Raw genomic sequence first — 20,935 nt, forward strand, 5'->3', positions numbered from 1 at the left:
TTTAAGGATAATGGTCCTGGGAATTACTGGCCTTCGTACCGTTTCTCGGGGTTGATGCTATTCATTTCTATAATTAAACCGGATATCTGCTGAGTTACGGCCTCAAAGAATTTATTCCCTTTTTCTTCGGAAGCTTTTTTGGGATTTCCTACACCTGTGTCGGCCGAAACCATCTTCCATTTCCGTTCAGACCAGGCCCAGCCTTCTTTAATCCCAATAATACGTGACTTCTTCTCCTCCCCGTTTCCGGCTTCTTCAAGCGGAAGCACAAGATCGGGTTTAAGGTGCAGCATGAGGCTGGTCTCCATTTCATCGGCGTGGTCTCCTGTTTCTTCAAAATACTCATTTCTGTCTACCGTCTGAAAAAAATTGGTAGTCACCAGCATCATTTCCGGATACCTGGCTCCTACTTCTCTAAGCAGAGCTTTGAAATTATTTCCGCCGTGCCCATTTAATAAAAGTAATTTGTTAATTCCCTGCCGGTTTAAAACCTCCACAATATCTGATAAAATCGCAAGTTGTGTGCTGGGATAAAGATTCATACAAAGATCTACCTCTGCCTGACCCGTATTAACGCCAAATGGAATATTGGGTAGCACCAACACTTTCGCGCCGGCATTCCAGGCTTTTTTAGCAGCTTCGGCAGCAATTGCCTCGATCTGATAATTATCTGTTGCGTACGGCAAATGATAATTATGAGCCTCGGTAGCACCCCAGGTAAGTACCGCTACCTCGGTTTTCTGATCTTTTATTGTTTTCCAGTTCGATTCAGCCAGGATGTATGGTCTCATGCTTTTCTTATTTTATGTCCTGCAATTGCGTAGTATAGTATAAATAAATAAAGCGGAACGGCTACCCAGTATGCTCCCTGTTTGTCCATAACTTCTGCCAAGCCTCCATAAGCAAGCGGGATAATAGCTCCACCCGCGATTCCCATAACAAGCAGGGAAGAAACAGCCTTAGTTAATTTCCCTACATCTGCCAGAGCCAAAGGCCAAATTGCCGGCCACATGAGGGAATTTGCCAATCCCAGAAGAGCAATAAAAGTCACAGATAAAAAGCCTGAGGTAAAAATGGCTCCCACTGTAAATACCACTCCTAAAATAGCACACACTTTTAAGGCATTCTCCTGTTTAATGTATTTGGGAATAGCTACAATACCTATTAAATAACCTACAATCATTGCAGCCATGGTACCGGTTGTGAAGCTTTTCGCAGTTTCGAAATCGAATCCCTGGAAAATCCCGTAATCAATGATGGTATCAACAGCAATCACTTCCACTCCCACGTAAATGAACAGCGTTATCACCCCCAGAATGGCGTGTGGATAATCGGAGATCTTTTTCGCTTCTTTCTGTACAGCATTTGCATCCTCTTTATCTTCTGCTTCTACTTCCGGAAGGCTGGACTTATAGACCCACAAAGCCAAAGCAAGCAGCACTACAATAATCCCGATGTATGGGGGAATTACCCTTAGCGCCATCTCATCCAGGGCAGCTTCATTAGTGGTTCCAGCGAGTTCTTCGGCTTTATCCAACTGAAGAAAAAATCCTATCAAAATAGGAGCCGCAGCACCTGCAAGTTTATTACATATCCCCATGATACTAATCCGTTTTGCAGCACTCTCTGCCGGCCCAACTATAGTAACATAAGGATTAACCGCAGTTTGAAGGATGGCCAATCCACCTCCCATAACAAACAATCCCAACAGAAAAATTAAGTAGGTGCGGCTCATTGCCGCCGGAATAAAAAGCAATGCTCCTAAAGCCATTACTCCCAAAGCGACCGACATTCCTTTTTTGAATCCGAAATGATTGAGGGTCCTGGTAGAAATTGGCGCCATGACCACATAAGCAATATAGAAAGCAAAGGTTACAAAATACGATTGAAAAGTTGTGAGTTCACAAGCGATCTTAAGGTAAGGAATGAGAAGCGCATTAAGCCAGGTAACGAATCCGAAGATAAAGAACAGGGCTCCAATAATTATAATAGACCGGGTTGCGTCACTTGAAGCTTTGTCTTTTTTGGTTTCTTCGGTTGTATTATATTTTGCCATTTGGTTGTTGGTTAAAACTTTTGGAGGTTATTGAAGACTATTTAATTTTATGTAATTTCTGCTCTTTGCTGTTGATAGGATACCACCAGTGCAGCAGCGCCCAATATTGCAATATCGGAAGTTTTGGATGGCTGGATGATCAATTGATCCCTCACTTTTTTAAAGGGATAACTGTCCAGGCTGTTCTCCATTGGTTCCTTAAAAAACTCATACGACTGGCTTACTGAACCTCCCAGAAAAACGGCTTCAGGAGAAAGAACATTCATAATAATTTTCAAAGCATTTCCCAGATGAAATCCGAATTCCTCAAACATTTTTAAGGCCTTGGGATCTCCTTTCTCTGCAAGAAAATTTACTTCCCCTCCTTTTAAACCATATTTTGAAAAAAAGAATTTTCCGCTACAGTAATCTTCAATTGTTTTGTCCAGATAAGGAATATTACCCAGTTCTCCGGCACTTGACAAAGTTCCGGAGTAAAGCTGATGATTAATAATGATCCCGGAACCAAACCCGGTGCCCAGGGTCACTCCAACAAGATTTTTAAAAGCACTCCCATCTCCAAAGATCTTTTCCCCAAGAGCAAAAACATTCGCATCATTGGTAATCATTACCGGCTTTTTGAAATGATCTTCAAGGTGCTGTTTTAAATGTACTTCTTTCCAGGATGGAATGTTGGTAAGGTCATAAATAATGCCTTTTTCTTCATCTACTAATCCCGGAACACCAATTCCAATTCCTGTTACCTGGGGATCATCCACCTCCTCAATCTTATGGATAAGGTTGTTTATAATCTCATCCCGGGAAGCATTTGCTAAAGTGGGAAATTTTAATTCTCTGGTTACCTTAGAGTCCTGTACAAGACCTATATGGATCTTGGTAGCACCAATGTCAATTCCTATAATTTTATCGCTCATCTGCTATGATTTTTATCCCGGCTTAGGAAAAGTAGCTTCTAATCTTTCTATAAATTAAAAAGATAATTCACACAAAGTAGGAATCTTTTTTTATAAAATCCAAATACTTCTATTATTTTTTTATAAAAGTCTTCTGTTTTGCTTCGTTTGCTGAAATTATCCAATAGGAAATACTCCATCTGAATATTTTCTTTAAAGAGTTGTAAATAAACTATATTTGTCTCCTAAAATAAAGCCGGAAGTAGATTCTTTTTATCCGGCTATGAAAAAGATATATGAAGCACATACGTAACTTTTGCATAATAGCCCATATTGATCACGGGAAGAGCACACTGGCAGACAGATTGCTGGATTTCACAGGTTCTGTAACAGAGCGTGAAAAACAGGAGCAGCTACTCGATAGTATGGATCTTGAACGTGAACGTGGTATTACTATTAAGAGTCATGCCATCCAGATGGACTATACGTACAAAGGTGAAGAATATACCCTAAATCTAATTGATACTCCGGGTCACGTGGATTTCTCTTACGAAGTTTCCAGGTCTATCGCAGCATGTGAAGGTGCTTTACTTGTGGTGGATGCCGCTCAAAGTATACAGGCACAAACTATCTCTAACCTGTACCTTGCTTTAGAAAATGATCTTGAGATCATTCCTGTACTGAATAAAGTAGATCTTCCCAGTGCAAATCCTGAAGTGGTTACCGATGATATTGTTGACCTTCTAGGCTGTGATCCTTCTGAAGTTATTCCGGCAAGTGCTAAAACCGGAATAGGAATTGAAGAAATACTAGCTGCCATTATAGAACGTATTCCGCCACCAACCGGGAAAGTAGATGCTCCGTTAAGAGCGCTTATTTTTGATTCGGTTTATAATCCTTTTAGAGGTGTGGAAACATATTTCCGGGTTATTAACGGGTCTATAAAGAAAGGTCAGAATATAAAATTTGTCGCCACAGATAAAAATTATTCTGCCGATGAAGTTGGAACATTGAGGCTGAAGCAGTTCCCCAGGCAGGAGATTAAAACGGGAGATGTGGGTTACCTCATCACCGGAATAAAAGAAGCAAAGGAGGTTAAAGTAGGTGATACCATCACCGATGCAAAAAATCCTACTACCGAAGCTGTACCAGGATTTGAGGACGTAAAACCAATGGTTTTCGCCGGAATATATCCTGTAGATACCGAAGATTACGAAGAACTGCGCGCTTCCATGGAAAAACTGCAGCTAAATGATGCTTCCCTGGTATTTACCCCCGAAAGCTCTGCTGCTTTAGGATTCGGTTTCCGTTGTGGATTTCTGGGAATGTTACACCTGGAGATCATTCAGGAACGACTCGAGCGGGAATTTGATATGACCGTAATTACTACCGTTCCTAACGTATCTTATCAGGCATATACCCATAAAAATCCGAATGATGTCATTCTGGTAAACAACCCATCAGATTTACCTGAACCTTCCAGCCTTGCCAAGGTAGAGGAACCGTATATTAAGGCAACCATCATTACAAAATCTGATTTTGTAGGTCCGGTCATGTCCTTATGTATTGAAAAAAGGGGAGAGATCACGAATCAAACATATCTTACTACCGAAAGGGTGGAATTATCTTTTGATATGCCCCTAGCAGAAATTGTATTTGACTTCTACGACAGGTTAAAAACAGTTTCCAAAGGATACGCCTCTTTTGATTATGCGCCTATTGGAATGCGCCAGTCTAAACTTGTAAAGGTTGACGTTCTTCTTAACGGAAATGTGGTAGATGCACTTTCAGCTTTATTACACGTTGATAATGCCTATGACATAGGGAAAAAAATGTGTGAAAAACTGAAGGAATTAATTCCGAGACAACAATTTGATATTCCAATTCAGGCCGCAATTGGTGCTAAAATTATTGCTCGTGAAACTGTGAAGGCTTTGAGAAAAGATGTGACCGCAAAATGTTACGGAGGTGATATTTCCCGAAAAAGAAAACTTCTTGAAAAGCAGAAAAAAGGTAAAAAACGTATGCGCCAGGTAGGAAATGTAGAAATTCCACAGGAAGCGTTTATGGCTGTTTTGAAGTTGAATGACTAACTAGTTTTAAAAAGATATAATTTAACCCTCACAGATTTCGACTGTGAGGGTTTATATTTTATTACAGAAGCTTATGGACTCTTTAGAAGAAAATTTGAATTTAAAGAAGTAATTCATACCAGTAGGAATCCTGATGTCATTCAAAAAAGAAAATAGCTAATTCCAATAATTTTACAGTCCATTTCAGGAGAATTCTGAAAAATTATCTAAGCAGCATTCTTTTTAAATTCCCGCTTTTACAGCTCCTGGATTCAAATTTATTCTCCTCCTATGTTTTTTATAACTTTGAATAAACGCTGCTTTCTGATAAGAGCACTTCAGAACTTATTTAAAGTCTGAATTATGATCTAAAAATAATACCTATGGCCGGACACAGCAAATGGGCGAATATAAAGCATCGTAAAGGAGCACAGGACAAGAAGCGGGCTAAAGAGTTCACAAGAGCAATAAAAGACATTAGCGTGGCTGTAAAAGAGGGTGGAGGACCAGATCCTGAGACTAATCCTGCCCTGCGTACTGCCGTTTCAAATGCCAAAGGGGTGAATATGCCCAAAGACACCATAGAGCGCGCTATAAAGAAAGCCAGTGGGGCAGAGGCAGAGAATTTTGAAGCTGTTACTTTTGAAGGCTATGGTCCTAACGGAATTGCTTTTTTTATAGAATGTACTACAGACAATACTAATCGGACAGTGGCTTCTGTTCGGTCTATTTTTTCCAAAAATGGCGGAAGTCTTGGCACCAATGGCTCCCTGGAATTCTTATTTGACAAAAAAGGGGTCTTTGTGATCGAGAAGGAAAAAATGAATCACGGACTGGAAGAATTTGAACTGGAGCTCATTGAAGGAGGTGCCACCAGCATTGAGAAAGAGGAGGATGTTTTGATAGTATATTCTGAATTTACCGATTTCGGATTAATGTCTTCAAAGCTGGAAGAGCTAGGCATTGAAACGAAAAGCTCAGAGGTGCAGCGAATTCCGCTGAACACGATTGAACTGCCTGTTAATGATGCCCGAAAGATCCTCAATCTTGTGGAAAGATTTGAAGATGATGATGACGTCCAGAATGTGTATCACAATTTAGAAATTTCAGATGAACTTATCGCAGAACTGGAAAAAGACTAATTCCTCTGCAATTCCTCCACCGTCTCCTCATAATCTTCTACTTTTTCGGTAAGTGCTTCTTTCTGAATCTTTTTACCCAAGTATACAAGCTGGTATCCTTCCTCAATGACTACTTCAGAAGAATTGGAAGGGATGATCTTAAAATCACCCGAAAGTGTTTTTACGAACAACGGAATGATATCTGGATCTGTTTTGGATATCTCAATCAATCCGCCATAGTGGGACTGGCTGTTTAATTTAACTTCGTGAATTGTAGGATATGAACGGGAAACTTCAGCTAATTTAATGTAATCATCTGTATGGGAGAAAAGCCCTTCTGGAGGATTCTTTTCAGGATTATTCATTTCATCTGAAGAAACCACTCTAAATGCTCCGTTTTCCCCGAATTGTTTGGAAAACTTGTTAATGGCTGTTTTGTTAATATCACTGTTTCCTGTCATTGCCATGATATAACCTATGTCATTAAGCTCTATGTTGTTCAGTAAATCATCGGAATACACACTTTCTTCAATAGCATCAATCTCCAGGTCTTGTGCTTTCCGAATATTATCGGGATTGCTGTCAATTAATACCACATGCCTGTTGTTATCCTGAAGGTATTTTGCGATCAAACGTGATATAGAGGAGGCTCCAACAATTAGAATACCCTTTGAATCCTTTAGGAAAACGCCCAGCATTTTTGCCACGTATCTTGCCGTAGTCGCATTTAGCAACACTGTTCCAAGAACAACCATAAATACCAGGGGAGTTATATACTCAGCTCCCGGAACGCCCTGTCTTGCCAGTCTTAGCCCAAAGAGAGAGGCAATTCCAGCGGCCACTATCCCTCTTGGCCCGACCCAGCTTATAAAAAGTTTCTCCCGAAAATTCAAACCTGAATTAATGGAACTTAAAAATACTCCCAGCGGCCTTAAAAGAAAAACAATTGCTGCGAATAAGAAAAGAGCTTCTTTATTGAATACCAGCATCATTTCCTCCAGTTGCATATTGGCTGCCAGTAAAATAAAAAGGATGGAAACCAGAAGAATACTCAGCGATTCCTTGAAATACAGCAATTCCTTAAGGTTGGGAAGATTGATATTCCCCATGACCATTCCCATAATTACTACTGCCAAAAGTCCGCTTTCGTGCGCAAAATTATCGGCAAGTACAAAAACACCTATTACCACCGCAAGAGTGACTACATTTAGCAGGTAATGCGGGATCACGTTCTTTTTAATAGCGTACACAAGCGCATGTGCAAAGGCAAACCCGAAGGTGCAACCGAATAACACAATACGACCAAATTCCATAAGTGCCCTGCTGGTAAAGTCCTGACCGTCTTCTATCCTTATAAATTCAAACACCAGTACGGCTACCAGTGCTCCAATGGGATCAATAAGAATTCCTTCCCATCTTAAAACAGAAGAAATATCCTTTTTTAAGGGGATATTTCTTAAAATAGGTGCGATAACAGTAGGACCTGTAACAATAATCAAAGCAGCAAAGAGAAATGAGATTTGCCAGGTAAGTCCAAAAATCCAGTGTGCAGCTAAGCCCGCACCCACAAAAGTTACAATAACAGCAATGGTTATTAATTTAACTATGATGGGGCCTATGTTTGAAATTTCTTTTTTTCTAAGGGTGAGTCCACCTTCAAACAACACCACGGCAATAGCCAGAGACACAAAATAGAATAAACTTTCCCCCGGAAAAACCCCTTCTTCCCCATTCCAGATAGGTTCTAACCATTTAGTACCATCCTCAGAAATGAGGGTGGAAATGGGTCCCACAAAAAGCCCAATTAGTATAAGCGGTAAAATTGCCGGAATTTTAAGTTTCCATGCAAACCATTGAGCAAGTATCCCTAAAATCACCAATCCTGCTAACTCTAACATCCAAATATTTTAAACTATTGTAATAAAAATCTTGGGTAAAGTTACTTTAATTTGATTAAAAGAAGAACAAGATCAATACTTAGGGATTTTTACAGCAGCTTTTAAACCTCATAAGAAGCTCAAAATTCTAACTGAAAATGTGCATTTATCTATTGCGGAAAAACCAGGATCTTGGTGTTTTCTTTAAAGTAAATCTCCATTTTTCTCGGAATCTCATCCAGAATAGGTTGATATGCCACAGAACCTTTTCTTGCAGTAATTAACATTACAAGATCTTCAGGTTCTATGTCCCTTGCAATGATCAAAAAGTCTTCCCAATGAGTGAAGGTATTAAAGGTAAAGGGAGCTCGTAAATTAAGGGCATCAATAAAATCTTCAATAGCAGTCTGAGTCTCCAACGTACAGTTAACTATGATTGGGACACTGAGTTCTTCGGCCATTTTGATCAATTTCTTAACCCAAAGTTCAAAGCCTTCCATCATTTCAGATTTTGGAGGAGCTGCCACTACGATCTTTTCATGAGTAGCCCATGGTTTTTCAGACTCACATAAAAATACTGTTTTGGTGGTTTTATTAATGATCTTTGCCATTTTCTCGCCAATCACTTCATCTTTTCCTGAACTGGTTGGCCATCCCATAACAATAACATCTGCAATGAGTTCTTTAGACCGACGGGAAATCCCGCTGGCAATATCCCGGTCTATGGTTGCAGTGACATTTACAGGAGTTTCTGTTGCCGAAGCTTGTTTTACAAAATCCTCCAAACGAGTTTTAGCCTGGGCAATATTAAGTTCTGCCTGCTCATCATTAGGCACAACAGAAAGTATGGAAACAGGATTTTCAGAACTTTTATCTTTTATAAGTATGGAAAACTCCAAAAGTTTTTCAAGATTGGTAATATTCGCTAACGGAAGCAGAATGGTTTCCATTTTATAATTCTCAGATTTCCTGATTTCATCCGGGTTAACCTCTTCGGCTTCTGCCACCATTTTTTTAGCTGCATTCTCGGTTGCTAGCGTTGCAACAATAGAGGTTACAAGTATTAATATGATAGTACCATTCAGGATATTCTCATCGATAATATCAGCATTGTATCCTACAATAATCACAGCAAGCGTTGCGGCAGCATGCCCACTACTTAAACCAAAAATTACCTTTCTTTGGGAGGAGGTGTACTTAAAGACCAGCTGCGTAAAAAAGGAAGCAAGCCATTTTCCGGTGATCGCAACTATAGAAAGTGTAACCGCTACTACAATAGCCATATAGCCGCTAAAGATCACACTTACGTCCACCAGCATCCCCACACTTATCAGGAAAAAAGGAATGAAAAGAGAATTTCCCATGAATTCTATTCTGTTCATAAGTGCCGATGAATGGGGAATCAACCTGTTTAGAGCCAGTCCGGCAAGGAAAGCCCCAATGATATCTTCAACTCCCGCCAGTTCTGCCAGGAAAGCAGAAAGAAAAACAACTGCAAGAACAAATATGTAATGGGAGTGTTTTTCTTTCTCCATCCTGGTAAAAAACCACCGTGCAATCTTTGGTACTACCAGGAACATAATAGCACAGAAAATTGTGAGAGATATGATCAACCGAATCCAGAAATCGGCTGTTAAACCACCTTCCTGGGCGTTCCCCATGATTACAGCCAGAATGATCAAAACCGCCGTATCGGTAAGGATAGTTCCTCCCACTGTTATCGCAACCGCTTCATTCTTTGAAACTCCAATTTTACTCACAATGGGATAGGTCAATAATGTGTGCGTGGCAAACATACTGGCAGTTAGGAAACTTGCATTAAAATCATATCCAAGGAGATAGAAACACACAGGAAAACCTATGGCCAGGGGTAGGGCAAATGTAAAAAAGCCAAACAGGAAACTTTTATTCCGGTTCACCTTGAACTGGTTCATGTCCAGTTCAAGGCCAGCGATAAACATAATATATAAAAGTCCTATTGTAGAGAAAAGATTAATGGCTGTATTCTGTTCAAGCAACCCTGCACCGTATGGCCCTATAATAATTCCTGAAATGATCAATACGATAATCCCCGGAATATTGATCCTTCTAAGCAGAATAGGAGAGACCAGGATAATTAAAAGAATAAGAGCAAAAACCAATACAGGATTACTGAGGGGCAGTTCAAATTCGTGACTTACTAAATCTAAAAAATCATTCATATTTTATAGTAACAAAAATGTTTAGTTATGGTCCTAATGAAATGACCATTTCTGCTTTAAAAGCAGAAATGGTTCAACAAAATGGTTCTTTGGCTATACTACTAAATCTTTTCATATTATCTAATCTTAAAACTTTCAAAGATTTGTTAATTCGGATAATTAAAATTTCTTAAATTAAAAATCCATCATTCATAATCCTTAAATAGTCCAACTTACCTATGGAAGAATTAAATATTTTAAACCTTCTCATCATTTTAGTAGCAGCATGGTTGGGTGGTTCAATTTCAAAAAAATTAGGATATCCTGCAATCCTTGGAGAATTGGTTATTGGGATCATTTTAGGTCCTGCGCTGGTTGGTTTACTTGAAACTTCAGAAATGCTAAGTGTGCTGGCAGAGGTTGGGATCATTCTTCTAATGGTACATATTGGAATTGAAATAAATTTCCGGGACCTTGGAAAAGCCTCCTGGCCGGGATTACTTGCCGCTGCCGGAGGTTTTATAGTTCCTTTTGGCCTAGGTTATTATACGATCATTTATTTTGGAGGTACAGATATGGCCGCCCTATTTGTGGCTATAGCAGTTGGAGTTACTTCACTTGCTACCAAAAGCCGCATCCTGGTGGATCTAAAACTATTGAACACCAGAATTGCCTATGTACTCATGGCAGGTGCTTTAATTTCAGATACACTTGCTCTAATTATTTTTGCCGGGATTATAAGTTTTGTAGATGCCGGAAATATTGATACTGTTGGTTTACTATGGGTTGCCGGAAAAGCCATTCTTTTCTTTATTTTCACCGCTGTAGCAGGAATTTACCTGTTACCATTGCTGGGGAAATATTTGGCAAAACTTGGCACAAAAAGCAGGACGCTGCATTTCACCTTAATTCTTATCATTGTTTTTGGCTTTGCCGAACTCGCCGAGCTGGCAGGGCTCCACAGCATTCTGGGAGCTTTCATGGCCGGACTATTCATTAGGGACGGGGTATTCAACAGGCAGATTTCAAAAGAGATCAATGAGGTCTTTCATGATATTTCAATCGGTTTTTTAGCTCCTATTTTCTTCGTAACAGCAGGATTCAATGTCACCCTGGATGTTTTCCAGACAGATCTTAACATGCTTATAGCGGTAACCGTAGTTGCAATGGCCGGAAAAATCCTGGGAACTGCCCTTTTTTATCTTCCCAGCGGCTATGGCTGGCGGGAAGGAATTGCCGTAGGAACAGGAATGAATGGTCGTGGTGCGGTAGAGATTATTATTGCCGGAATTGGTCTGCAAATGGGAATCATCACAGCAGAAATATTTTCGATACTGGTCTTTATGGCCATCTTTACCACACTAAGTGTTCCGGTACTGCTTACCTGGACTACAAACTGGTTAAAAAAGAGGGGGGAACTGGTTCATCAGCAATCCAGGTCAGGATATATTATTCTGGGAGCAAATCCGTTGGGGCTTTACCTTGCAAAGCATCTAAATTCTGAAGGCAAGGTCACGGTAATAGACGCCAATAAAGATTTTATACAGGCTGCCAAACAAGCCGGAATAAAATATGTCTACGGAAATGTCTTAAAAGAAGAAACGATGGAAGAAGCAGAAGCTATGGAAAAAGGTACTTTTATAGGATTAACAGCTAACAGTGAGATCAATCTTCTTGCTGCGCAACTGGCCAATGATTCCTTTTACATGCCCGAAAAAATTGTGCTCATGGCACCAAGTGAAACCGGAGCCGACGTAGAATCCCTTGACAGGATCGATGCCTCTTCAATGTTTGCCAACAAAATCATGCTTGGGCCGTGGATCTACAAGGTCACTTCAGGAGATTTTGAAGAAAAATCTGAAACAGCTTCAGAAGAGATTTCTACCAGGGAATGGATAAAAACTCACAAATCAGAAAATGATTCCATACTTCCGTTACTCATTATAAATGCTGAAGGAGTAAAAAGGCCTTTCCATTACCATGAAACGATTCATCCCGAGGAAAAAATAGTTTATCTGCAATAAATCCTTAAATTTAGGCCTGAAAACAGCTTTTTGGAAAAGCTGTTCAAAATCTTTTCAAAATGAACGCTTGCCTTTTGCAACCGATTATTTAATAAATTTTTTCCATGAAATTATATCCTATTCAGGCAGGACATTTCAAACTTGATGGAGGCGGGATGTTTGGTGTAGTGCCAAAATCCATCTGGAACAGAACAAATCCTGCAGACAGTAACAATATGATTGATATTGCCGCTCGTTGTCTTCTCATCGAAGAGGGGAACAGGCTCATTTTGATCGACACCGGAATGGGTGATAAACAAAGTGACAAATTCTTTGGTTATTACTACCGCTGGGGAGACCATTCTATTGATAAATCACTTGCAGCACACGGTTTTCACCGGGATGACATTACAGATGTTTTTATGACCCACCTGCATTTTGATCATTGCGGCGGAAGCATTCAGTGGAATAAAGAACATACCGGTTATGAACCTGCTTTTAAAAATGCACGCTTCTGGAGCAACAAAGATCACTGGGAATGGGCAACAAAACCTAATGCCCGGGAGAAGGCTTCTTTTTTGAAGGAAAACATCCTTCCAATGGAAGAAAGCGGCCAGTTGAATTTTATAGAAAGAACCAACGGATCCTTTCAGAATACTTCAGAATTGGGATTTGGAATATTATTTGTAGATGGGCATACAGACAAACAAATGATCCCACACATAAACTATAAAGGAAAAACCCTTGTTTTCATGGCCGATTTATTACCCACAGCAGGACATATTCCGTTGCCCTACGTAATGGGGTTTGATACGAGACCATTGCTGACTTTGCCCGAAAAAGAAGCTTTCTTAACAAAGGCTGCCGAAGAAGAATTTCTGTTGTTCATGGAGCATGATGCTCACAACGAAATTCTCACGGTTCAGAAAACAGAAAAAGGGATCCGTTTGGATCAGACACATACATTTAATGAACTTTTTAACTAAAAAATACTATGAAAATCCCTATTTATCGACCCCTGCTTGTTGCAGGTTTAGCAGCAACCATGGCCGGTTGTGGTAGCTCTGCACCTTCTATTGTATCTACTCCCTTAGAAAATATTGACAGCATGCCGCTCAAGGTCTCAGACCTTACCGAAACAGAGCTGCAGGGCTGGGGTGGGTCCGATCTTGTTAGCGATACCGTTCCCGGAATGAGCGTGAATAAAGCTTACGAAGAGATCATTAAAAATTACAATGGAAAAACCGTCATTGTTGGAGTTATAGACAGTGGTGTGGATATAGAACATGAAGACCTTAAAAATGTAATCTGGACCAATAAAGACGAGAGGCCAAACAATGGCAGGGATGATGACAACAACGGTTATGTGGACGATGTACACGGTTGGAATTTTCTTGGAGATGCCGTAGAAGAGAACCTTGAATATGTAAGGATCTATAAAGATCTTAAACCCAAATATGAGAGTATTCCCGCTTCCTCTGTAAGTGAAGAAGACCGGGAAGAATTCATGCTGTATAAGGAAGCGCAGGGAGAATACGAGAAAGAGTACAATGAAACACTGGGAATGAAAAATCAGTATGAAGGAATTCTTCAGCAGTTACGTATGGCTCATGAGGCTGTTTCAGCACAACTGGGGAAAGAAGATTATACCCGTGCAGAACTGCGTGAGATGGAGGCAACTTCTGAAGAGATGCAGCAATATAAAGGCTTTTTAAGCCAGGTAATGGCCAATGTAGGCGAAAATGTACCCGATGCTATCGATCAATTAAATGAGGCAATCGAATACTTTTCAGGAAGACTTAATTCTCATTTTAACCTGGACCTTAACGGAAGAGCTGTAGTAGGAGATGATCCTAATGATATCAACGATACCGACTACGGAAATAACGAAGTGATGGGACCTACGCCCGATAAAGAAGATATCAAGCATGGAACCCATGTGGCCGGGATCATTGCCGCTCAAAGAAATAACGGAATAGGAATAAACGGCGTTGCTCACAATGTGGAAATCATGGCCATTCGCGCTGTACCAGATGGTGACGAATATGATAAGGATATTGCCCTGGCGATTCGTTATGCTGTAGACAACGGTGCAAAAGTGATCAACACCAGCTTCGGAAAATATTTTTCACCACACCCGGAATGGGTACGAGAGGCTATCCAATACGCTGCAGAAAACGATGTTTTGATCGTGAATGCTGCCGGAAACGAAGGTATAAACCTTGATGAAAAAGCTGTATACCCGAATGATCAAACACCTGGAAATTCTGCAGAAATAGCAGATAATTTTCTTACCGTTGGCGCTCTTAATTTTACCTACGGCTCAAACATGGTGGCTAGCTTTTCTAACTTCGGAAAACAAAATGTAGATGTTTTTGCACCGGGAACAGAAATCTGGTCTACCACGCCAAATAATGAATACGAGTTTCTACAGGGAACATCTATGGCGGCCCCTGCAGTTGCGGGAATCGCAGCTGTGGTTCGTTCATTTTATCCAAATCTTACCGCACCTCAGGTAAAACAGATCATTATGGACAGTGGATTATCCAGCAGTGCATCTGTTATTTTGGGAGGGAATCCTGCCAATACCATGAAATTCAGTGAAATATCCACCTCGGGTAAAATGGCCAATTTGTATAATGCCTTAATTATGGCAGACAGAATATCAAAACAATAATTCATGAAAAAACTTATTTTAAGTCTTAGCCTTTTAATGGCTTTTGGTGCGACAGCACAGAACAATACTTCCTATTGGCAACAGCATGCAAATTACACCATGTCTGTTGATATGAACGTGAAGAATTTTCAGTACACCGGAAATCAGGAACTGGTCTATACCAATAATTCCCCCGACACGCTGAATAAGGTGTATTATCACCTCTTCTTTAATGCTTTCCAACCGGGAAGCGAGATGGATGTACGTTCAAGAACGATATCAGATCCCGACAGAAGGGTAGGAGACAGGATCTTCAATCTTACTCCGGAAGAACAGGGATATTTAAAGGTAAATTCTCTTACACAGGATGGAAACGATGTTCAATTTCAAGAAGTGGGAACGGTACTTGAAGTAACCCTGTCTGAACCTATTTTTCCTGGGGATAAAGTAACTTTTTCCATGGAATTTAAAGGTCAGGTGCCTGCACAGGTGCGTCGTGCAGGAAGAAACAGTGCAGAAGGAGTGGCACTTTCAATGACTCAATGGTATCCTAAGTTGGCAGAATATGATTTTCAGGGGTGGCATGCAGATCCTTACATTGGCAGGGAATTCCATGGAGTGTGGGGTGATTATGATGTAAAAATAACTGTGGACAAAGATTATATTCTTGGAGCTACAGGATACCTTCAGAATCCTAATGAAATAGGATATGGGTATGAAGATGAAGGCGTAAAAGTAAAGAGGAAAAGAGGGGATAAATTGACCTGGCATTTCCTGGCACCACAGGTGCACGATTTTAGTTGGGCTGCAGATCCCGAATATATTCACGACAAACTAACTGCGCAGGATGGGACCGTACTTCATTTTCTCTACAAAGACAATCCAGAAATCAAGGAAAACTGGAAAAATCTTCAGTCCAAAACAGAAGAATTATTACTATTTTTCAATGAGCATATAGGCCCATATCCATGGGATCAATATTCGGTGATTCAGGGTGGTGACGGCGGAATGGAATACGCGATGTTAACGCTTATAACCGGAGAAAGAAGCTTTGGAAGTCTTGTTGGCGTTACTGCCCATGAACTGGCGCATGCCTGGTTCCAACATCTTATGGCTACCAATGAAAGTATTCATGAATGGATGGATGAAGGCTTCACCAGTTATATTTCAGATCTTGCCATGAACGAGGTGATGGACATGAACAGGGAAAATCCTTTTATGGGATCTTACCAGAGTTACCTTAGGCTTGCCACATCGGGTGTGGAACAGCCACAAACCACACACGCCGACAGATATACTTATAACGCAGCGTATGGCGCTACAGCCTATTCTAAAGGAGCTGTTTTCTTAGCGCAGCTGGAATATGTTATTGGGAAGGAAAACGTTCAGAAAACCTTGAAGCGTTATTATGATGAATGGAAATTTAAACATCCTACTCCTAACGATTTCATCAGGATAGCCGAAAAAGTTTCGGGAGCAGAACTGGATTGGTATTTACAGGACTGGACGCAAACAACCAACACCATTGATTACGCTATCCAGACTGTAGAAGATACCGGAAACAAGACCGATGTTACCCTTCAAAGACTTGGGGTGATGCCAATGCCGGTAGAAGTGACTGTCACATATAAAGATGGTTCAGAAGAATTAATTTATATTCCGTTGCAGATGATGCGTTGGGAAAAACCTGCTGAAGATGGATCTAATCGTACGGTAAAAGAGGACTGGGCCTGGGCAATGCCTTCCTATACGTTTAGCATAGATAAATCAAAATCTGAAATTTCAAAAATGGAGATTGATGATTCACAGCTAATGGCAGATATAGACAGGGAAAACAATGTATATGAAGCTCCCGAAACTACAGAAGATTAAATAATATTTCATTATCTCTTAATAAGAGGCTGTCTAAGGAAACGTACACCTTTAGACAGCCTTTTTTTATGCAGTAAATAAATGAAGTATGTAATAAAAAAAAAGATTTCTATCCTTAATTTTGACACATGAATGAAAGCTTCGGAAAAGACGAAAAACTCAAGAGCAAGATCTTAATAAGTCAGTTATTTGTAGAAGGAAAATCCCTCAACAAGTATCCGCTTAAACTGGTTTATCTTCCGGTTTCACGTCCCGGATTTGAAAATCATAAGACCGCTGTTTCGGTTCCTAAAAGGAATTTTAAAAAAGCAGTGGAACGTATTTTTTTGAAACGTCTCATGAGGGAAGCTTTCAGAAAAAATAAGTACCTTGTAACCAGCAACATGAATACAAAATATGCCTTCATGTTTATTTACACGGGAAGAGAAAAGCTTTCTTACCACAAGTTATTTTCTGTTACCGAAGAATTGCTGAAAAGGTTTGCTGAAAAAGAATTAAAGTAGAATTGTATGAAAGATCAGATTAAAAAAGTTGCTGTTTTGGGATGTGGAGTCGTGCTTTTTTTAAGCACTGTAAGCTATAAATCTGATTTTTTCGAAATAGCCAAACAAATAGAGATTTTCACCACCCTGTTCAAAGAACTTAACATGAACTACGTGGATGAAACCAATCCTGCCGAATTGATGGATACGGCCATTAACTCCATGCTCCGGGATCTGGATCCTTATACCCATTACTGGAACGAACAGGAAGTGCAGGCAGCAAAGATCAATAATCTGGGGGAGTACACAGGTATTGGAGCCACTGTGATGGTAAGGGATAATAAAATTATTGTAGTAGAGCCTTACAAAGATTATCCTGCCGATAAAGCAGGATTAAGGGCCGGAGATGAAATAATCAAGATTGGAGATGTAAGTATTGCTAATTTTGAAGAAGATGCAGGAGAACTGCTTAATGGAGCTCCAAATTCAATGGTAGAGATCACCTATAACCGCCAGGGAGAAACCAGGCTTACTACATTAAGTCGCGGTTCTATTGATATAAAAGCCGTGCCTTATTACAAGTTATTAGAAGGCAATATTGGATATATTGTGCTGTCACAATTTAATAGAAATGCAACCAAAGAGACCATTCAGGCGTTAAAGGAGCTAAAAAATGACGGAGCAACCAGTATCATTCTGGATTTGAGAGGAAATCCAGGTGGATTACTTTCCGAAGCTATTAATGTTTCCAATATTTTTGTTCCTCAGGGCGAACTTATCACAACAACAAAATCTGCCGTTGAAAAGTATAACAAGGTGTATAAAACCACAAATCAGCCGGTTGATACGTCCATTCCCCTTGCAATTTTAATAAACGGCAGGAGTGCTTCTGCCAGTGAAATTGTGGCCGGTTCACTACAGGATCTTGATAGGGCAGTGATCCTGGGTGCACGTAGCTTTGGAAAAGGTTTGGTACAACGCCCCAAAGATCTCACCTATGGAACCCAGCTCAAGGTGACCATTTCCCGGTATTACACACCAAGCGGAAGATGTATCCAGGCACTTGATTATCGCAACAGAGACACAGAAGGAAACGCTGTAAGAATAAAGACTGACGAGTATAACGAATTTAGTACCCGCAATGGACGTAAAGTGTATGACGGCGGCGGAATCCTGCCCGATATTTCCATGGAAACTTCGGAATACAGTAGCATTACCAATGCATTATTGCTTGAAAATGCCATTTTTGATTATGCCACAGAATATTATTATAGCCATAATCTTGATAAGCCTGAAGATTTCGAATTTACTGATTCAGATTATACTGAATTCAAAAATTACCTGAAAACCAGCGGATTCAGCTATAAGACTATGACCGAAAAACATTTACAGGAAGCCTTTGAAACTGCAGAAGATGAAGGTTTTGACAATAAAATTTCGAACACTTATACAGAAATGGAGAAGATCATTGAGGAGGAAAAACGAATGGCACTAGACGAAAAAAAGGCTGAAATTACCAGCCTTATTTCCGATGAGATCATAAAAAGATATTTCTACAAAGAAGGTCTTTTTGAATATTCTGTACAGCAAAATCCTGAAATCCTTGAAGCTAAAAAGGTACTTTTAGACACGGGAAAATACAATAAGATTTTGCAGTAATTATTTCTTGATCATGGCGATATGAGGGATGCCATCTTCAAGGTATCCTTTCCCAATTTGCTGAAAGCCGTGAGATTCGTAAAAATTCACAAGGTAGGTTTGTGCTGAAAGTTTTATAACGGCAGTATCATACTCTTCCTCTATCGCTTTTACAGAAGCCCTGAGAATTTCATGTCCATAATTCTCTTTTCGCGAATTTGCTTTGACCACAACCCTACCAATGGCAGCTTCTTCAAAATAAATACCGGGTGCAAAACAGCGTGTATAGGCAACCAGTTCTCCATTTCTGAATCCCATCACGTGTAAAGCCTTACCATCTTTTCCGTCAATATCGAGATAGACACAATCCTGTTCTACCACAAAAACCTCAGAACGTAACTGAAGGAGATCGTATAATTCTGAAATATGAAGTTCTGAAAAAGATTTTATTTTAAGGTCTAATTCCTGTATGTTCATTAATTACAGGCAATTTTCCCCACCCTTGTGGCATGTCTTCCTCCTGCAAATTCGGTTTCAAGAAAAACTTTTACCATTTCCAACGCCTGTGCTTTTGAGGTATATCTTGCAGGAATACTTAAAATATTAGCGTTGTTATGCTCCCTGGCCAGTTCTGCTATCTCTTTGGTCCAGCAAAGGGCACATCTTATTCCCTGGTGTTTATTTGCAGTCATGGAAGCTCCGTTCCCGCTTCCACATATTATTATACCTAAATCTACCTCTCCATTCTCAACATCCCTGGCCACAGGATGAACAAAATCTGGATAATCAACACTATCCTCACTGTCTGTTCCGTGATTGATTACTTCAATATTTTTTGATTTTAAATATTCAGAAACAGCAAATTTATAATCAGTTCCTGCGTGGTCGTTTCCAATGGAAATTTTCATGATGTGTGGTTTTAATAGCTCACAAAGGTAGAAAATAGGCTTATCAACTTCAATTTTATACATTGTTAATTAAATGTTACAAAGCCCTAAAAATAAAGGGATTATAAATACCTTCTTTTTGTTCATAAAATGAAACCAAAAAATAAAAACCAAATTTGGAAAGCCGGGAAAAAAATTCAATAGCCACTATTTTACGGGGAATCATAATTTTTAAGCAGGTAATTTTAGAAAACTTTTCAGCAGTAAAACCCAGCTTTTAAACATGAAAAAATATCTTTTTTATCCTCTTTTCCTATTCACACTTTCTTATGAACAGTTGTTAATAAAGTCTTAAGATTATTTATAAATCAGGAGCTTAAGAGAGTAACAGCAGGTTAATAACCTGTTACCTAAATAAATCATCTTAAGGAGCAAGAAATAAAGCAAAAAGTTATTGTAGCTATTAACAGACTATAATAACAAGCATTTTAATTTTTAAAAAAAGAAAGAAAAAGAAAATAATATAATAGGTGTTAACAACTAAAAATAAAATGGCTAAACGATTTTAAGAGGAGAAGAAGTTTCATTGAAGGAATCCAAGATCTCTTTTGCTCTTGTAATATCTGCTGGATGAACTTTAAGATGTATTCCTCCCAGGGCGTTGGAGTAAAATGGAAAAACGCCTACCATGGTTTCATTTTGAAAAAAGTGTTTTATGTGGGCTTTGTCCAATAGGAGTTTTAGTACCGCAAATTCATGCGGATAAGTGAATATGGCGAGGGTAACGAAATCTTTCATAGCTTATAGTTGCTACTAAAGATAACGAAATCTCCTGTAAAGGGATAGCTAAATAACGCTTCTTTAGGATAATGAGAGGTATTGGTGTGGTGATAAGTATTAAGAATACGGTGGATGTAAGAAACATATCCCAATACGCCAATAACAAATATGAATTTGGACAATAAAGTAAGTTTAGTAGAATTATTCATATTTTAACCATTGAACTAACTGTTCTTTTTACATAAAAAGAAAATATGTGTTAAATTTAAGATGTTATTAAATACAATTTATTTAGAATGTTAAATTTTTATTTTTATACAAGCTTGGTTTTCAGGATAGGAGTACGGGAGACTAAAAAAGAGTATTAATTTACACTCCTGATTAAAAATATATTGACTAAAATATAGTAGTTAGTATA

Annotated in this window: 17 protein-coding genes; 8 read left to right on the plus strand and 9 right to left on the minus strand. The window is 39.4% G+C overall.

Going from position 1 to position 20,935, the window contains the following annotated elements:
* Positions 1-23 precede the first annotated feature (23 nt).
* Genes IE056_RS10190 through IE056_RS10200 form a run of 3 tightly spaced genes read right to left on the minus strand, consistent with a single transcriptional unit; the run spans position 24 to position 2,970 of the window.
* The gene (locus IE056_RS10190) at positions 24-791 is read right to left on the minus strand and encodes a creatininase family protein (protein WP_189604613.1); all 768 of its coding nucleotides are present in this window, start codon (positions 789-791) and stop codon (positions 24-26) included.
* A complete protein-coding gene (locus IE056_RS10195) occupies positions 788-2,056 on the minus strand; it encodes a sugar MFS transporter (protein ID WP_189604614.1) in 1,269 nt (422 codons plus the stop codon). The genes IE056_RS10190 and IE056_RS10195 overlap by 4 nt, the downstream gene beginning before the upstream one ends.
* Before the next feature lie 47 nt (positions 2,057-2,103).
* Positions 2,104-2,970, minus strand: coding sequence for an ROK family protein (locus IE056_RS10200; protein WP_189604615.1), 867 nt, complete (start codon positions 2,968-2,970; stop codon positions 2,104-2,106).
* Between the two features lie 275 nt (positions 2,971-3,245).
* Between IE056_RS10200 and lepA the strand changes: the two genes are divergently transcribed.
* Both lepA and IE056_RS10210 read left to right on the plus strand, forming a co-directional pair.
* Complete coding sequence (gene lepA / locus IE056_RS10205) at positions 3,246-5,042, plus strand: translation elongation factor 4 (protein ID WP_189604616.1); 1,797 nt, start codon at positions 3,246-3,248, stop codon at positions 5,040-5,042.
* Positions 5,043-5,404: 362 nt separating this feature from the next.
* The gene (locus IE056_RS10210) at positions 5,405-6,163 is read left to right on the plus strand and encodes a YebC/PmpR family DNA-binding transcriptional regulator (protein WP_189604617.1); all 759 of its coding nucleotides are present in this window, start codon (positions 5,405-5,407) and stop codon (positions 6,161-6,163) included.
* Here the strand turns inward: IE056_RS10210 and IE056_RS10215 are convergent.
* Positions 6,160-8,040 carry a cation:proton antiporter gene (locus IE056_RS10215; RefSeq protein ID WP_189604618.1) on the minus strand — a complete coding sequence of 627 codons (1,881 nt, stop codon included), beginning with the start codon at positions 8,038-8,040 and terminating at the stop codon, positions 6,160-6,162. The genes IE056_RS10210 and IE056_RS10215 overlap by 4 nt on opposite strands.
* Before the next feature lie 149 nt (positions 8,041-8,189).
* On the minus strand, positions 8,190-10,220 hold the full coding sequence (locus tag IE056_RS10220) for a cation:proton antiporter (protein WP_189604619.1): 2,031 nt from the start codon (positions 10,218-10,220) through the stop codon (positions 8,190-8,192).
* Between the two features lie 218 nt (positions 10,221-10,438).
* Here IE056_RS10220 and IE056_RS10225 point away from each other — a divergent pair, with 218 nt between their 5' ends.
* From IE056_RS10225 to IE056_RS10250, 6 genes are all read left to right on the plus strand, one after another.
* Positions 10,439-12,223, plus strand: coding sequence for a cation:proton antiporter (locus IE056_RS10225; RefSeq protein WP_189604620.1), 1,785 nt, complete (start codon positions 10,439-10,441; stop codon positions 12,221-12,223).
* 104 nt (positions 12,224-12,327) lie between these two features.
* The gene (locus tag IE056_RS10230; protein WP_189604621.1) at positions 12,328-13,188 is read left to right on the plus strand and encodes an MBL fold metallo-hydrolase; all 861 of its coding nucleotides are present in this window, start codon (positions 12,328-12,330) and stop codon (positions 13,186-13,188) included.
* Positions 13,189-13,196: 8 nt separating this feature from the next.
* Positions 13,197-14,879, plus strand: coding sequence for a S8 family peptidase (locus tag IE056_RS10235; RefSeq protein ID WP_189604622.1), 1,683 nt, complete (start codon positions 13,197-13,199; stop codon positions 14,877-14,879).
* A 3-nt stretch (positions 14,880-14,882) separates the two neighbouring features.
* Positions 14,883-16,730 carry a M1 family metallopeptidase gene (locus tag IE056_RS10240; RefSeq protein ID WP_189604623.1) on the plus strand — a complete coding sequence of 616 codons (1,848 nt, stop codon included), beginning with the start codon at positions 14,883-14,885 and terminating at the stop codon, positions 16,728-16,730.
* A 128-nt stretch (positions 16,731-16,858) separates the two neighbouring features.
* The gene (locus tag IE056_RS10245) at positions 16,859-17,233 is read left to right on the plus strand and encodes a ribonuclease P protein component (protein ID WP_189604624.1); all 375 of its coding nucleotides are present in this window, start codon (positions 16,859-16,861) and stop codon (positions 17,231-17,233) included.
* A gap of 6 nt (positions 17,234-17,239) precedes the next feature.
* On the plus strand, positions 17,240-18,871 hold the full coding sequence (locus tag IE056_RS10250; RefSeq protein ID WP_189604625.1) for a S41 family peptidase: 1,632 nt from the start codon (positions 17,240-17,242) through the stop codon (positions 18,869-18,871).
* Here IE056_RS10250 and IE056_RS10255 read toward each other — a convergent pair whose 3' ends face one another.
* The 4 genes from IE056_RS10255 to IE056_RS10270 form a co-directional block, all read right to left on the minus strand.
* Positions 18,872-19,327, minus strand: a complete 456-nt coding sequence (locus IE056_RS10255; protein WP_189604626.1) for a GNAT family N-acetyltransferase — start codon at positions 19,325-19,327, stop codon at positions 18,872-18,874.
* On the minus strand, positions 19,327-19,758 hold the full coding sequence (gene rpiB / locus IE056_RS10260) for a ribose 5-phosphate isomerase B (RefSeq protein ID WP_189604627.1): 432 nt from the start codon (positions 19,756-19,758) through the stop codon (positions 19,327-19,329). Before rpiB ends, IE056_RS10255 begins: the two co-directional genes overlap by 1 nt.
* A 534-nt stretch (positions 19,759-20,292) precedes the next feature.
* Positions 20,293-20,535, minus strand: a complete 243-nt coding sequence (locus IE056_RS10265) for a DUF2007 domain-containing protein (RefSeq protein WP_189604628.1) — start codon at positions 20,533-20,535, stop codon at positions 20,293-20,295.
* Complete coding sequence (locus IE056_RS10270) at positions 20,532-20,726, minus strand: hypothetical protein (protein WP_189604629.1); 195 nt, start codon at positions 20,724-20,726, stop codon at positions 20,532-20,534. The genes IE056_RS10265 and IE056_RS10270 overlap by 4 nt, the downstream gene beginning before the upstream one ends.
* Positions 20,727-20,935 lie beyond the last annotated feature (209 nt).

Origin of the sequence: Salinimicrobium marinum, from assembly GCF_014651535.1 — a bacterium.
GTDB lineage: Bacteria > Bacteroidota > Bacteroidia > Flavobacteriales > Flavobacteriaceae > Salinimicrobium > Salinimicrobium marinum.

What these genes read in the sequence shown, in the direction of transcription:
- IE056_RS10190 (WP_189604613.1), bottom strand. Translation starts at nt 791, where the DNA reads ATGAGACCATACATCCTGGCTGAATCGAACTGGAAAACAATAAAAGAT.
- IE056_RS10195 (WP_189604614.1), bottom strand. Translation starts at nt 2,056, where the DNA reads ATGGCAAAATATAATACAACCGAAGAAACCAAAAAAGACAAAGCTTCA.
- IE056_RS10200 (WP_189604615.1), bottom strand. Translation starts at nt 2,970, where the DNA reads ATGAGCGATAAAATTATAGGAATTGACATTGGTGCTACCAAGATCCAT.
- lepA (WP_189604616.1), top strand. Translation starts at nt 3,246, where the DNA reads ATGAAGCACATACGTAACTTTTGCATAATAGCCCATATTGATCACGGG.
- IE056_RS10210 (WP_189604617.1), top strand. Translation starts at nt 5,405, where the DNA reads ATGGCCGGACACAGCAAATGGGCGAATATAAAGCATCGTAAAGGAGCA.
- IE056_RS10215 (WP_189604618.1), bottom strand. Translation starts at nt 8,040, where the DNA reads ATGTTAGAGTTAGCAGGATTGGTGATTTTAGGGATACTTGCTCAATGG.
- IE056_RS10220 (WP_189604619.1), bottom strand. Translation starts at nt 10,220, where the DNA reads ATGAATGATTTTTTAGATTTAGTAAGTCACGAATTTGAACTGCCCCTC.
- IE056_RS10225 (WP_189604620.1), top strand. Translation starts at nt 10,439, where the DNA reads ATGGAAGAATTAAATATTTTAAACCTTCTCATCATTTTAGTAGCAGCA.
- IE056_RS10230 (WP_189604621.1), top strand. Translation starts at nt 12,328, where the DNA reads ATGAAATTATATCCTATTCAGGCAGGACATTTCAAACTTGATGGAGGC.
- IE056_RS10235 (WP_189604622.1), top strand. Translation starts at nt 13,197, where the DNA reads ATGAAAATCCCTATTTATCGACCCCTGCTTGTTGCAGGTTTAGCAGCA.
- IE056_RS10240 (WP_189604623.1), top strand. Translation starts at nt 14,883, where the DNA reads ATGAAAAAACTTATTTTAAGTCTTAGCCTTTTAATGGCTTTTGGTGCG.
- IE056_RS10245 (WP_189604624.1), top strand. Translation starts at nt 16,859, where the DNA reads ATGAATGAAAGCTTCGGAAAAGACGAAAAACTCAAGAGCAAGATCTTA.
- IE056_RS10250 (WP_189604625.1), top strand. Translation starts at nt 17,240, where the DNA reads ATGAAAGATCAGATTAAAAAAGTTGCTGTTTTGGGATGTGGAGTCGTG.
- IE056_RS10255 (WP_189604626.1), bottom strand. Translation starts at nt 19,327, where the DNA reads ATGAACATACAGGAATTAGACCTTAAAATAAAATCTTTTTCAGAACTT.
- rpiB (WP_189604627.1), bottom strand. Translation starts at nt 19,758, where the DNA reads ATGAAAATTTCCATTGGAAACGACCACGCAGGAACTGATTATAAATTT.
- IE056_RS10265 (WP_189604628.1), bottom strand. Translation starts at nt 20,535, where the DNA reads ATGAAAGATTTCGTTACCCTCGCCATATTCACTTATCCGCATGAATTT.
- IE056_RS10270 (WP_189604629.1), bottom strand. Translation starts at nt 20,726, where the DNA reads ATGAATAATTCTACTAAACTTACTTTATTGTCCAAATTCATATTTGTT.